Raw genomic sequence first — 13,380 nt, forward strand, 5'->3', positions numbered from 1 at the left:
GGAAGTCTTTGACTTACTGAGCCTTTTGCTTGCAAAAGTAAAGGGGAAGTTGGGTGGTAACACGTGAGAGAGCTCTCGTCCCAAAAGGATAGGGCTTTTTTTGTTGCATCGGGTCGGGGAAAGTACACTGGAACGTGTAACATATCGTGTACTGCACCTCATGGAACGCACACTATGGAAACAAATGTGTAGGCGATTATATCATTCCTTCAGTGCTGTGTTGGAAATTTGCATTAGATATTTATTTTAGGAGGAAATCAAATGAGTGAACAAAAAAAGAGTTTTTACATCACAACACCAATCTATTATCCAAGTGCTAAGTTACATATAGGGCATTCGTATACGACGGTTGCAGGAGATGCAATGGCTCGTTATAAAAGATTGCGTGGATATGATGTCATGTATTTAACGGGTACGGATGAACACGGTCAAAAAATAGAAAAAAAAGCGAAGGAAAAAGGTATTACACCGATTCAATTTACAGATGAAATCGTATCTGGGATTAAAGAACTTTGGAAAAAGCTTGATATATCCAACGACGATTTTATTCGTACAACTGAAGACCGTCATAAAACGATTGTGCAGAAAATATTCGCTAAGTTCGTGGAACAAGATGATATTTATCTAGATCAATATGAAGGTTGGTATTGTACACCTTGTGAATCATTCTTCCTAGAACGTCAATTAGTCGATGGAAAATGTCCAGACTGTGGTCGTGAAGTAGAAAAGATTAAGGAAGAAAGTTACTTTTTCAGAATGAGTAAATATGCGGATCAACTTCTGAAATTCTATGAGGAAAATCCAGATTTTATACAACCAGAATCAAGAAAAAATGAAATGATCAACAACTTTATTAAACCTGGTCTTGAGGACTTAGCCGTTTCACGTACGACCTTTGACTGGGGGGTTAAAGTACCGAATAATCCAAAACACGTGGTTTATGTTTGGATTGATGCACTGAGCAATTATATCACGGCATTAGGTTATGGCTCAGAAAATCCAGACAAATACGAGAAGTTTTGGCCAGCAAATGTACATTTAGTAGGTAAAGAGATTGTGCGTTTCCACACCATCTATTGGCCGATTATGTTGATGGCTTTGGACTTACCTTTGCCTAAAAAAGTATTTGCTCACGGATGGTTATTGATGAAAGATGGAAAAATGTCAAAATCTAAAGGAAATGTAGTTGATCCAGTAACATTGATTGATCGTTATGGTTTAGATGCGTTACGTTATTACTTATTGAGAGAGGTACCATTTGGATCTGATGGAACTTTTACACCTGAGAACTTTGTAGATCGAATTAATTTTGATTTGGCCAATGATTTAGGTAATTTATTAAATCGTACCATTGTCATGATTGATAAATATTTTGTAGGAGTAATCCCAACGTATCAAGGTTATGTTACTAAATTTGATGAGCAGTTAGAAAACACGGTGAAGGAGTCCATTCAAGAAGTTGAGCAAGCGATGGAGAAGATGGAATTTTCAGTGGCTTTAGCAGCAATTTGGAAAATGATCAGTTTTACGAATAAATATATTGATTTAACTCAGCCTTGGATGCTAGTGAAGGAAGAATCGAAACGTAAAGAACTATCTTCTGTGATGGTACATTTGGCAGAATCATTAAGAATTAGTGCGATCTTACTTCAACCATTTATGACACAATCTCCAAAATTAATTTTAAATCAGCTAGGAATTCAAAGTGAAGAATTAACAAAATGGGATAGTATTTATACATTTGGACAAATACCTACGGGAACTATCGTTCAAAAAAATCATCCCATCTTTCCAAGACTAGAAGTTGAAAAGGAAGTAGAATATATAGCAAGTTCAATGAGTGGCGGAACGAAGGCTACAGAGCCGGTTAAAGAAAATAAAAAAGATCAAAAACAAGAAAAAAGTGAAGAAGCGGAGGAAATCTCCATTGATGACTTTACTAAGGTTGAGCTTAGAGTAGCTCAAGTACTTTCTTGTGAACCTGTTAAAAAGGCAGATAAATTGTTAAAGCTTCAACTAGATTTAGGTTATGAAAAGCGCCAGGTTGTTTCTGGAATTGCAAAACATTACACAAGCGATGAATTAGTTGGGAAAAAAGTGATCTGTGTAACCAATTTAAAACCTGTTAAACTTAGAGGGGAACTTTCTCAAGGGATGATATTAGCTGCTTCAGAAGGAGATCAACTAACATTAGCGACAGTGGCTGAAGGTATGCCAAATGGAGCTCTCGTTAAGTAGGAGACCACAATAGATAAACAACATAACATCTTTATACACCTAAGCTATTTTGAAATAGTTTGGGTGTTTTTTTGGAATACTGGTACAGGCTTGTTTATTTCCTATTGTTCTCTTCTTTTTTCTTAATTCTAATCCCATTCGTGTTATAATGATATGTATTTCATAATACGGTTTGAAGAAGGGTGATTATGAGTACTTCTAAAGATATTAATATGTTAAAATCATTTACTTTTTTATTTTATATGAGTATGGGGATCATTATTCCCTACCTTCCTTTATATTTTGAAGCTGTAGGATATTCAAAGATCCAAATTGGGACCTTACTAGGTATTGGTCCTATGGCAGGAATCGTGTCCAATATTTTATGGGGGGTCATCAGTGATCGGTTCCAAACCGTTAAAAAGGTACTCGCTATTATTTTGTTTGGACAATTGGTGATGTTATTTTGGCTATGGCAGGTTGATCAATTCACGATTACTTTAATTGTCATTCTATTTTTCTTTTTCTTTCAAAATCCAGTTATCTCATTAACGGATAGCCTTACACTGTTAACCATAAAAGGGACTAAATCGAGTTACGCAGGAATTAGAGTGTGGGGATCTTTAGGCTTTTCTCTTTCGGCGTTGGTCATGGGATGGATATTGTCCAGATCAGGGATGGATAAAACGATCTTTTTATTAATAATAACTACATCAGTCACTTTTTTTCTTGTCTTTGGATTGAAGGATCGTAAAGGTTCTGTCAAAAAGATGGAATTTTCGGGAATATTTAAAGTGCTTCAGTCAAAAGAATTATTATGGTTCTTATTATTAGTTTTTGTTATTTCTATATCACATCGTACTAATGATCATTTTATTTCCCTTTATTTGATTGAGTTAGGAGCAGACGAAAAGTGGATTGGCTGGTCACCTACGATTGCAGCGCTAAGTGAAATTCCTGTATTTTTATTATTAAGTAAATACGGACATCGTTATAAAGAGCTGCCATTACTTGCTTTAGCAGGGTTGGCTTATGCATTAAGGTATGTTTTAACTGCTTTTTTAGACAATCCATATATGATTATTGCAGTGCAAGCTCTCCATAGTGTTTCATTTGGGATATTCTTAATTACTGCAATACGTTATTTATCGGGATTAATACCAGATGAATATCGTTCAACTGGTTTAGCCTTGTTCACTGTGATTTGGGCAGGAGCAGCTGGGATGAGCAGCGGTATGCTGGGAGGATGGATTTATAATCAATATAGTGGGGAAACACTCTATTACGCAGCAGCTCTGTTAGGTTTTATTTCGAGTATCGGATTTTTAGGTACGCATTGGTATAGATTAAGAACAAGAACTTAAATAAAAAGATTGACATATCAAAAGCTCTCCATGTATAATCTTGAATGTAAATAGTAATAATTACGATTTACTTCTTATTTTATAGGAGGGATTTTTTTGTTTAAGAAATTCATTATATTATTTAGTATCTTAATTGTTCTGTCTATTTCATTAATAGGCTGCACTTCAAATACTTCAGAAACTGTTTTAGAAAAATCTTCAGAATTAGAAGATAAAATTAATATCGTGACTACCTTTTACCCATTATATGATTTTGCAGAGAAAATAGGTGGGGAATATGTGAATGTTCAGAATTTAGTTCCAACAGGTGTAGAACCGCATGATTGGACACCAAAAACAAGAGATATGATAAAAATCACTGAAGCAGATATGTTTATTTATAATGGACTTGGATTTGAAAGTTGGATCGAGAGCTTTTTTTCTAGTTTTGAGACGGATTCAAGTACCGAGTTTGTGGAAGCTAGTTTAGGGGCGCATATAATTGAATCAGAAGATACGAATGATCCACATATCTGGTTGAGTCCAGTTCAAGCAAAAACGTTAGCTGAAAATATTAAACAAGGATTAATAAAAATAGATCCTGATCATAAAGATGAATATGAGGAAAGATTTATAGAACTTTCTACACAGCTGGATGATCTCCATATGAAGTATCAAGATGTTTTGGGAAATGTCTCAAGGAATGAATTTGTTGTTTCTCATCAGGCTTTCGGGTATTTAGCAAATGAATACGAATTGACACAAAAATCTATTATGGGGTTATCAACGGATGCGGAACCTACGATTCAAGACTATAAAAACATTTCAGTATATATAAGAGAAAATGATATTCAGTATATATTATTCGAAGAATTAGTTTCTCCCAAATTAGCAGAAACATTAGCCAAAGATTTAAATATTGAAACACTTGTTCTGAATCCATTAGAAGGATTAACTGAGGAGCAGGCAAAAAATAGTGACGATTATTTTACAATTATGGAAAGTAATTTGACAAGCTTGGAGAAAGCTCTACAATAAAAGGAGATTCAAATCTTTTCATTGAAGGAGAACTTTATGGAGCTTAACATTTGGGTAGCATTTTGGGCGGGATTAGCTTCTTTTATATCCCCATGCTGTCTTCCATTATACCCATCATATATTTCTTATATTACTGGTATATCGGTAAGTAATTTAAAAACAAAACAAAATAAAGAAATACGATTAAAAACAATGATTCATACTTTATTTTTTATATTGGGTTTTTCTGTGGTTTATTATACATTAGGATTATCTGCAGGGTTACTTGCTGAAATTTTTAGTGGCTATGATGAACTTCTTAGTCAGATCGCTGGTTTACTCATTATTGTAATGGGATTATTTTTACTTGGGATTTTTAAACCACAGTTACTAATGAAAGAAGTTAAGTTTAAGTGGGCATCCAAACCAGCAGGTTACTTAGGCACGTTTTTGATAGGGATTGGTTTTGCTGCAGGATGGTCTCCTTGTGTAGGTCCGATCTTAGGTTCCATTGTTGCGTTAGCGGCTACTGAGCCTGGGATATGGTTTGAATTAATTACCGCATACACTCTTGGATTTGCGATCCCATTTTTCATAATGGCCTTTTTTATAGGATCTACGAAATGGGTATTAAAACACACAAATTCAATCATGAAAATTGGTGGAGCTATGATGATTATCATCGGAATTTTACTATTTACGGGTCAAATGACTAAAATTACGATCTGGTTAAATAGTATTACGCCTAGCTGGTTACAATTTTAGCTAAAACCAAAAAGTGAATCGTACTACTTAGTGAAACCTTCATTAAAAAAATACTCACTTTTTGTTCACTGACTATTCAAGTTTAGTTGCATAAACTAAATAGAGGTGAACTAACTTGCTTGAAGATGACAAAGCGTGTATGATACTAAAGAGGAAAATAGTGAGGGGGAATCGGTTTGGCCACACCCAGTATGGAGGATTATCTCGAACGAATTTACATATTAATAGATGAAAAGGGTTATGCAAGAGTATCAGATATTGCAGAGGGGCTAGAGGTTCATCCATCATCAGTAACTAAAATGATACAGAAATTAGATAAAGATCAATATCTTATTTATGAGAAATATAGGGGATTAATATTAACCCCAAAAGGTAAGAAAATAGGAAAACGATTGGTTGCTCGTCATCATTTACTTGAAAAATTCCTAAGCACGATTGGAGTTCAAGAAGAAAACATATATGATGATGTTGAAGGGATTGAACATCATTTAAGTTGGGATTCGATCACATGTATTGAAGCACTTTTAGAATACTTTGATCGTAATCCTCAGCAAGTTGAAAAATTAAATAAGATCCGTGAAGAAATGAATACGGAAGAGGATTAAATATAAAAAAAGCTATCTCTGCACTTAAATACGTAGTGGAATGAGTTAGCTTTTTTATATGCATTCTAAAAATATTTTTTATAGTAGGGTTTAAAAGGAGAGGATTTTCTTATACATTTATTATGCTTTTTATCTTCACAGTGACAGCAATGTTTATAATGAGATGAGCATTCACTTGCATTTACTAGTTTTAAAATGACCAGTAGAATAAGTACCAAAAAACCGCCTATAAATATGAAGGTGAATAAGATGATAAATACAATCTCTGAAATAAAGAAACCGAATGTTATCAAAATGAATGAAGTTACGAATATAAAGGAAAGACCAAATGATAATAGTCCTAATGTAATAATTACTCCTGTATATGAACTAGTCATGTAATCACCTTCTTTCTTTTTATATCATATGTATTTTTTAGAGTGGTTGTACTAGACTAGCACCTATTAAAAGGAAAATAGGCATAGTAGAAAGAGAGTGTTCAGTACATCAAATATTTGTAACATGTATTCTAGAGTGTTGATTTTAAAGTTCACGTTCTTAACAAACCCTTCAGAGCATACAACATAGATATGAATATTCCTTTACTTAAGGAGTTGTATATGAATGAAGGTAAATGCAGTTTTTGAAGGCGGTGGTGTGAAAGCCATCGGTTTAGCTGGAGCAGTGAAATCAGTTGAAGATCATAATATAACTTTTAATCAAGTTGCAGGAACTTCATCAGGTGCTATTGTGGCATCATTAATCGCAGCAGGTTATTCGTCAAAGGAATTAAAGGAGTTGGTGATGTCTACTCCATTTGCTTCTGTAGTGAAAAAAACTTGGGTGCATCGTATCTTATATATTGTCCCCGCAGCTCGTGTGTTTTTTAAAAAAGGACTATACTCTGGAGATCCCCTAGAGGAATGGATTGATCATAAATTAAGACTAAAAGGAATTAGTACTTTTGGAGATCTAAAACCAAATCAACTACGTATCATTGCTTCTGATATTACTAGAGGCAGGATATTAGTGTTACCAGATGATATTAAACAATATGGATTAGATCCGAATCGTTTAAGAATTTCAAAAGCCATTCGAATGAGCACAGCGATTCCTTTTTATTTTGATCCAATCAAATTGAAAAAACTTCGTGACAAACAAACATTTTATATTGTAGATGGTGGAATATTAAGCAATTATCCATTGTGGTTATTTGATAAAGAGGCTAGAGAGAGGGGGATTCAAATCAAAATTCCTACTTTAGGTTTTAGATTAGTAGGAAAGCATAGTAATGTACCTAGAAAAATAATAGGACCAATCAGTATGTTTCAAGCCCTGTTTTCCACGATGATGGATGCTCATGATGAAAAATTTATTGAAGATCATAAACGGTTTAATACAATTAAAATACCAACATTAGGTGTGAGAACAACTGATTTTAAAATATCACAAGAAGCATGTAATCGTTTATTTGAATCAGGTTATCAAGCAGCAGATAAGTATTTAAGTAAATGGTCTTATTCAGAATATCTCAAACACTACGAACAATATTTAAAGTATTTATAATCTTAAAAATGAAGGTGATTAAGGGCTGAAAACAGTCCTTTTTTATTTTACAAATCATTAAAATGCAGTTCAGTTTTAGATGATGGTTTGATCCATTTTTTTCATCTTTTAATTTGTATGTATTAATGTTCGACAAACGGCTAGAGTTATTTTATGGTAAGTTTGAATATAGTTATTTTCTCTATTTATAAAAAACGAATAATGATCTAGTGTTGATAAAGGAAGGTAGGGTAATTATGAAAATAAAAAAAATGGACGTTAGATCTTTTGTTTCAAACACCGTTAAAGAGGTAGAATTTTCTGGAGTAATATTAGTTAAAGATGAAAAAAATGTTATCTTTGAAAAAGTACATAGTTACTCTAATCGGTCTGAAGAAATTTTAAACACAATAAATACACGATTTGGAATAGCATCTGGATGTAAGTTATTCACTGCTATTGCTATAAGCCAGTTAGTTGATAAAGGGATATTGTCTATTCATAATAGACTTAATGATTGTTTAGATATTAACTTTCCTCATTTTGATAAATCAATAACCATTCACCAACTTTTAACTCACAGTTCAGGTATTCCTGATTATTTCAATGAGGAAGTTATGAATGATTATGAAGATCTATGGAAAGATAAACCTATGTATCTAATAAAAAATTTAAAAGAATTTCTTCCTATGTTTCAAAATGAAAATATGATGTTTGCACCTGGTGAAAGATTTCATTATAATAACGCTGGATTTATCGTACTAGGTTTAATTATTGAACAACAAACAGGATTAAAATTCTCTGAATACATTGAATCAAATATCTTCCAGATATGTGATATGAATGATTCAGGTTACTTTTCACTTGATCAATTGCCTAAAAATACAGCACTTGGTTATATAGATAATGAGGAAGAGGGCACTTGGAGAACGAATACTTATTCCGTTCCAATTAAAGGCGGTGCGGATGGTGGAGCATTTATAACTGCTCCTGATATGATGAAATTATGGGAAGGATTGTTTAGTTATAAGCTATTGAGTGAAGAGAGTACAAATCTGTTGTTAACTCCGCATATTTATGAAAAGGATGATGAGTATTACGGATACGGTATATGGATAAGTAAAAGAAACAATAGAATTTTCAAATATCACGTTATGGGATATGATCCAGGTGTATCATTTCACTCCTCATATTATCCTGATAGTGGAATAAAAATAGTTGTGCCTTCAAATAAAAACTATGGTCCATACAAAATTACTAGAGTGATAGAGGATAAATTATTTCAAAAATAAAAAAGAATGACCAAACGGTGATTTGGTCATTCTTTTTTATTTTAATCAATGATAAGGATACGTTTCTTCCTCGTCATCTTTATCATTTTTGTTTTTATTTCCATCAATAACTTTAAATTTGTGTTTTTTTCTTTTTTTCCGTTTCTGTTCTTTTTGAAGCTTAACTACATTTTCGTACTTTCGATTACGATATCGTTTTGGAGGGAATTTATATAGGTAAAATACGAGTCCAAAGACTAAAAGTGGAATAATAAAACTTCCAGGGTTTGTAAATGCTGAACTTACAATCCCAATAACAATGAGACCCAAAATCACATAAAAAATAATTCTTTGACGCGAATTCATAAAAACGCCTCCGCTTCTATACAAATTACACAATCATTCTACTTTCAGTATTATTGTTTTTTTGATCAATTTCTAACATATGTTTAAATGACGCTATGGACACTTCTACTTGATCATCTGTGGGCTGCTTTGTTGTTAACTTTTGCAGCATAAGTCCTGGATAACCTAGGTAACGTAATACAGGAATTTCACGTAATGAATTTGTAAAACGTAAAACCTCGTAGGATACACCAATCACGACAGGTAATAATACAATTCTTTGAATGATGCGCCCCCATAAATCATTATATGGCCAATAAGAGTCATAAGGTACAAATAAGGAAAAAATAGAATAGATAATAACACCTAGTATGACAGTGAAAACCATAAAACTGCTGCCGCAGCGATAGTGTAAAGTACTATATTTCTGTACGTTTTTTACAGTTAATTCCTCATTATTTTCATAAGCACTGATGACTTTATGTTCAGCACCATGATATTGGAACAATCTTTTAATAATCGGTGTGAATGAAATCACGTAAATATAACCGACAAGAAGCATCATTTTAATAATTCCCTCTATAAAAGTATGAAGGACTTGGTTATCTGGAGCATACCATCCAAATAAACCTGCTTCTATAAATACTGGCAATAATGTGAAAACAAATTTACCAAAAAGAAAGGATAGTACACCAACTACAGCAACACCTAGAACCATGGCAAGTGAGCCAGAAATTCCTTTTTTCTTTTCTTTCTCTACCTCTTCGCCTTCTTCTTCAGCAAATACTTCGGCTGAAAAATTGAGATGATGTGCCCCTTTGGCACTTGCTTCTACGATGCCTACCATTCCGCGTAATAAAGGAATCTTTTTTAAAGTTTGAACCCATTTTTTATCCTGTTTAGGTACAGAGAAGAAATCAATTTCATTGTTGCTTTGTCTGCGAACAGCTGTTACATTTACGGTTTTTCCAGCAAACATTACGCCTTCTATAACTGCCTGTCCTCCATATATACCACGATTTTCTTGTGACAAAGAAGCCACCCTTCCTTTTTAAAATAAAATAAGAGGCTGTTCAAAAAATCCTTTTATGAAAAACTGAACTTTTTGAACACGTTATAACATTAAAATAGATAATAATCCTATTGTAGCGAATTATGAAATTTTTTTCTACCACTCTTCTGTTAAAAAACTAAATAATGATAATTAATGATGGGAATAATTGTACTGAGGACGTAATAATGAAAGGAATCGTTACATGAGTGCAGAGAAAAGAAACAACAAACGAACAAATCGTTTTTTATTTGCTTTAAATTTAGGTTTTTTTGCTGGATTGATATGGGGGGCAATACACCAAGCTTTCTATTATTTAAACTTCACTAAAATCACTTCTTCTTTTTTAGCTGAACCATTTTTCAAACATGATTTTATCGATACATGGACTGGTTTTTTTATTGGGTGGTTGTTTTTTATTTTGTTTTCTATTGTCAGTGTATTTTTGTACACTTTTTTATTCAGTAAAGTAAAAGGGGCATGGTTAGGTCTGATATATGGACTGTTTTGGTGGGCAAATATATATTTGTGGATTGGTCCATTAACAGGAATGATGAAGTGGATACATAAATTGGACTTGAATTCGATCATTACAGGGGTTTGTTTCTTTTTATTGTGGGGCATCTTTATCGGTTATACCGTTGCAATCGAATATACAAATGAACAGAATAGAGAACCATTTAATAAAAAGAAAGAAAAGTAACGGGATTGGTTTTAAAGGTTGTTCAAAATGTCCCCTTTTGCCAGCACAGGACGTGCTGGTACTACGTTAGTCACAGGGAAGTGACTGGTTTTAAGTAGTGATCACGAAGTATCTCTAAGAGGTCATCTCGACGTCGAATCTGACATTCACCTTTGAAGTCAGGTGCTCATGTAGAAATACCCTACACTCCGCTCCAGCTTATGCAGGTTCAAGCCACCTTCTCGGTGCTGAAAACTGAACTTTTTGAAAACTCACTTTTAGGTTAATGTTCTAAAAAAAGTTCTCATAACTTAGAAATGTATGTTAAAATGAGGCGGATGAACATGATTTTTTTAGTAGAAGTTTAGTTGATATACTCGAATTCATTTGTAAAGAAGGTGAATATGAGTTTGAAAAAAATATTAATATTAAATGGGCCCAATATAAATATGCTTGGTATTCGAGAGCCTGGAGTATACGGATCACAATCATTAGCAAATATTGAGGAGAATCTGAATACTTTAGCAGAAACCTTACTTGTGGAGCTGACTTTTTTTCAGTCTAATCACGAAGGTGAAATCATAGATCAAATACATAAGGCCTTTGGAAACATGAACGGAATACTGATTAACCCTGCTGCCTTTACACATTATAGCTATGCAATTAGGGATGCAATCAGTGCTGTAAATATACCCACCGTTGAAGTACATTTATCCAACATACATCAAAGAGAATCCTTCAGGCACCAGTCAGTAACCGCTGCAGTAGTTATTGGACAGATTTCAGGTTTTGGAGCTTATAGTTATGAATTAGGTTTAAGAGCTTTGCATAATAAATTAATTGAGAAAAGGTGAGTTTGAATTGGAAAAACTAAGAACCCAAAGGCTGAGAGAAAAATTAAGTGAGTTAGAACTAGATGGTATTTTTATTACAAACGAGTATAATCGAAAATATATGACTGGTTTCACTGGGTCTGCTGGCTATGTTTTAATTACTGCAAAACAAGCGATTTTATTTTCAGACTTTAGATACAAAACACAGGCACCAATACAAGCAAAACATTTTGAATTTGTAGAGCTAGAAGGTTCAGCTCCATTAAACATAGTAAAATCAAAATTAGATGAATTTGGAATTCAGAAATTAGGTTTTGAACAAAATGATGTGAATTTTGGATTTTATACAAAATTTTCCAATGCATTTGGAGATACTAAGTTAGTTCCAACCGATTCTGTTGTGGAGATATTAAGAGCAGAAAAGGACGAATCTGAATTAAAAATTATGCAGCAAGCAGCAGACATTGCAGATAATGCATTCTCACATATTATTAACTTTATTAAACCTGGATTATCGGAGAAAGAAATCGCACTTGAGCTTGAAATTTTTATGAGAAAACAAGGTGCCGGGTCGTCTTCCTTTGAAATCATTGTTGCTTCAGGAGAAAGATCAGCTCTTCCTCATGGGATAGCTAGTGACCGAATTGTACAAAATAATGAATTTGTAAAACTAGACTTTGGTGCAATATTTAATGGATATTGTTCTGATATTACGAGAACGTTATTTGTAGGAACCCCAACAGATAAACATAAGGAAATTTATAATATCGTTTTGGAAGCACAGATGAACGCACTAAATAATCTGAAAGCTGGTGTGACAGGTAAACAAGGAGATGCTTTTGCTCGTGATGTCATCGCTAAGTTCGGGTATGCAGATCATTTTGGTCATGGATTAGGTCATGCATTGGGGTTAGAGGTTCATGAATCTCCTAGATTAAGTCCTATGTCTGATGATGTCATTAAACCGAATATGGTACTCACAGTAGAACCTGGAATTTATTTACCAGATTTTGGTGGGGTTCGAATTGAAGATGATGTTGTAATCACGGAGACAGGTATTCATAACTTAACACACGCTACTAAAGAGTTTATCATTATTAACTAACGATAGAAATTTTCAGGAGGGAAATATATTATGGTATCAGTAAATGATTTTAAAACAGGATTAACAATTGAAGTGGAAGGGAATATTTATTCTGTATTAGAATTCCAGCATGTTAAACCAGGTAAAGGGGCAGCATTTGTTCGTTCCAAACTAAGAAATCTTCGTAACGGTAACATTGCTGAGAAAACATTCCGTGGTGGTGAAAACGTAAAACGTGCACATGTTGAAACAAAAGCAATGCAATATCTGTATGCAAGTGGTGATGAGTATACATTTATGGATTTAGAAACGTATGATCAATTCAACTTAAACGCAGATCAATTAGAGTGGGAATTGAATTTCCTATTAGAAAATGCAAATGTTAAAATCGTTAGTTATCAAGGGGAAATTATAGGAATTAATTTACCAAATACAGTAGATCTAAAAGTTGTTGAAACTGAACCGGGAATTAAAGGGAATACAGCAACCGGTGCTACGAAAAATGCGAAATTAGAAACAGGATTAGATGTACAGGTTCCATTATTTGTAAATGAAGATGATGTTTTAGTGATAAATACAACAGATGGTAAATACGTATCTCGTGCGTAAATCATAAACTTGGGATTATGTTAAGACAACCATG

The 13,380-nt window shown here is 33.4% G+C and carries 14 protein-coding genes; 12 read left to right on the top strand and 2 right to left on the bottom strand.

Annotated features, from left to right (window positions below):
• Positions 1–261 precede the first annotated feature (261 nt).
• The 8 genes from metG to EPK97_RS05195 all read left to right on the top strand — a co-directional run bounded on the left by metG (position 262) and on the right by EPK97_RS05195 (position 8,763).
• Positions 262–2,238 carry a methionine--tRNA ligase gene (gene metG / locus EPK97_RS05165; RefSeq protein WP_162035552.1) on the top strand — a complete coding sequence of 659 codons (1,977 nt, stop codon included), beginning with the start codon at positions 262–264 and terminating at the stop codon, positions 2,236–2,238.
• Positions 2,239–2,426: 188 nt separating this feature from the next.
• On the top strand, positions 2,427–3,581 hold the full coding sequence (locus EPK97_RS05170) for an MFS transporter (RefSeq protein ID WP_162035553.1): 1,155 nt from the start codon (positions 2,427–2,429) through the stop codon (positions 3,579–3,581).
• A gap of 96 nt (positions 3,582–3,677) precedes the next feature.
• Positions 3,678–4,598 (top strand): metal ABC transporter solute-binding protein, Zn/Mn family, encoded by a 921-nt coding sequence (locus EPK97_RS05175; protein ID WP_170295461.1) that lies wholly within the window; start codon positions 3,678–3,680, stop codon positions 4,596–4,598.
• Positions 4,599–4,634: 36 nt separating this feature from the next.
• Positions 4,635–5,342: a cytochrome c biogenesis CcdA family protein gene (locus EPK97_RS05180; RefSeq protein WP_162035554.1), complete on the top strand. Its 708-nt coding sequence runs from the start codon at positions 4,635–4,637 to the stop codon at positions 5,340–5,342.
• 176 nt (positions 5,343–5,518) lie between these two features.
• Entirely contained in the window at positions 5,519–5,947 is a 429-nt protein-coding gene (mntR, locus tag EPK97_RS05185) for a transcriptional regulator MntR (protein ID WP_162035555.1), read from the top strand.
• 249 nt (positions 5,948–6,196) lie between these two features.
• Positions 6,197–6,328, top strand: a complete 132-nt coding sequence (locus EPK97_RS22115) for a hypothetical protein (protein WP_276609470.1) — start codon at positions 6,197–6,199, stop codon at positions 6,326–6,328.
• Positions 6,329–6,550: 222 nt separating this feature from the next.
• Positions 6,551–7,492 carry a patatin-like phospholipase family protein gene (locus EPK97_RS05190; protein ID WP_162035556.1) on the top strand — a complete coding sequence of 314 codons (942 nt, stop codon included), beginning with the start codon at positions 6,551–6,553 and terminating at the stop codon, positions 7,490–7,492.
• A gap of 251 nt (positions 7,493–7,743) precedes the next feature.
• Positions 7,744–8,763, top strand: coding sequence for a serine hydrolase domain-containing protein (locus EPK97_RS05195; RefSeq protein WP_162035924.1), 1,020 nt, complete (start codon positions 7,744–7,746; stop codon positions 8,761–8,763).
• 45 nt (positions 8,764–8,808) lie between these two features.
• Here the strand turns inward: EPK97_RS05195 and EPK97_RS05200 are convergent, their stop codons facing one another.
• Both EPK97_RS05200 and EPK97_RS05205 read right to left on the bottom strand, forming a co-directional pair.
• Positions 8,809–9,108 carry a hypothetical protein gene (locus EPK97_RS05200; RefSeq protein ID WP_162035557.1) on the bottom strand — a complete coding sequence of 100 codons (300 nt, stop codon included), beginning with the start codon at positions 9,106–9,108 and terminating at the stop codon, positions 8,809–8,811.
• Positions 9,109–9,133: 25 nt separating this feature from the next.
• A complete protein-coding gene (locus tag EPK97_RS05205; RefSeq protein WP_162035558.1) occupies positions 9,134–10,120 on the bottom strand; it encodes a DUF1385 domain-containing protein in 987 nt (328 codons plus the stop codon).
• 223 nt (positions 10,121–10,343) lie between these two features.
• Here EPK97_RS05205 and EPK97_RS05210 point away from each other — a divergent pair, with 223 nt between their 5' ends.
• The 4 genes from EPK97_RS05210 to efp all read left to right on the top strand — a co-directional run bounded on the left by EPK97_RS05210 (position 10,344) and on the right by efp (position 13,346).
• Complete coding sequence (locus EPK97_RS05210; RefSeq protein ID WP_162035559.1) at positions 10,344–10,841, top strand: YqhR family membrane protein; 498 nt, start codon at positions 10,344–10,346, stop codon at positions 10,839–10,841.
• A 389-nt stretch (positions 10,842–11,230) separates the two neighbouring features.
• Complete coding sequence (gene aroQ / locus EPK97_RS05215) at positions 11,231–11,674, top strand: type II 3-dehydroquinate dehydratase (protein WP_162035560.1); 444 nt, start codon at positions 11,231–11,233, stop codon at positions 11,672–11,674.
• Positions 11,675–11,681: 7 nt separating this feature from the next.
• Complete coding sequence (locus EPK97_RS05220) at positions 11,682–12,758, top strand: M24 family metallopeptidase (RefSeq protein WP_162035561.1); 1,077 nt, start codon at positions 11,682–11,684, stop codon at positions 12,756–12,758.
• Positions 12,759–12,788: 30 nt separating this feature from the next.
• Positions 12,789–13,346 carry an elongation factor P gene (gene efp, locus EPK97_RS05225; protein ID WP_162035562.1) on the top strand — a complete coding sequence of 186 codons (558 nt, stop codon included), beginning with the start codon at positions 12,789–12,791 and terminating at the stop codon, positions 13,344–13,346.
• Positions 13,347–13,380 lie beyond the last annotated feature (34 nt).

This window comes from Chengkuizengella sediminis (genome assembly GCF_010078385.1).
In the GTDB taxonomy this organism is placed as follows: domain Bacteria; phylum Bacillota; class Bacilli; order Paenibacillales; family KCTC-33759; genus Chengkuizengella; species Chengkuizengella sediminis.

Excerpts from the sequence above, each read along its gene's own strand:
- metG (WP_162035552.1), top strand. The coding sequence starts at position 262 with ATGAGTGAACAAAAAAAGAGTTTTTACATCACAACACCAATCTATTAT.
- EPK97_RS05170 (WP_162035553.1), top strand. The coding sequence starts at position 2,427 with ATGAGTACTTCTAAAGATATTAATATGTTAAAATCATTTACTTTTTTA.
- EPK97_RS05180 (WP_162035554.1), top strand. The coding sequence starts at position 4,635 with ATGGAGCTTAACATTTGGGTAGCATTTTGGGCGGGATTAGCTTCTTTT.
- EPK97_RS22115 (WP_276609470.1), top strand. The coding sequence starts at position 6,197 with ATGATAAATACAATCTCTGAAATAAAGAAACCGAATGTTATCAAAATG.
- EPK97_RS05190 (WP_162035556.1), top strand. The coding sequence starts at position 6,551 with ATGAAGGTAAATGCAGTTTTTGAAGGCGGTGGTGTGAAAGCCATCGGT.
- EPK97_RS05195 (WP_162035924.1), top strand. The coding sequence starts at position 7,744 with ATGGACGTTAGATCTTTTGTTTCAAACACCGTTAAAGAGGTAGAATTT.
- EPK97_RS05200 (WP_162035557.1), bottom strand. The coding sequence starts at position 9,108 with ATGAATTCGCGTCAAAGAATTATTTTTTATGTGATTTTGGGTCTCATT.
- EPK97_RS05210 (WP_162035559.1), top strand. The coding sequence starts at position 10,344 with ATGAGTGCAGAGAAAAGAAACAACAAACGAACAAATCGTTTTTTATTT.
- efp (WP_162035562.1), top strand. The coding sequence starts at position 12,789 with ATGGTATCAGTAAATGATTTTAAAACAGGATTAACAATTGAAGTGGAA.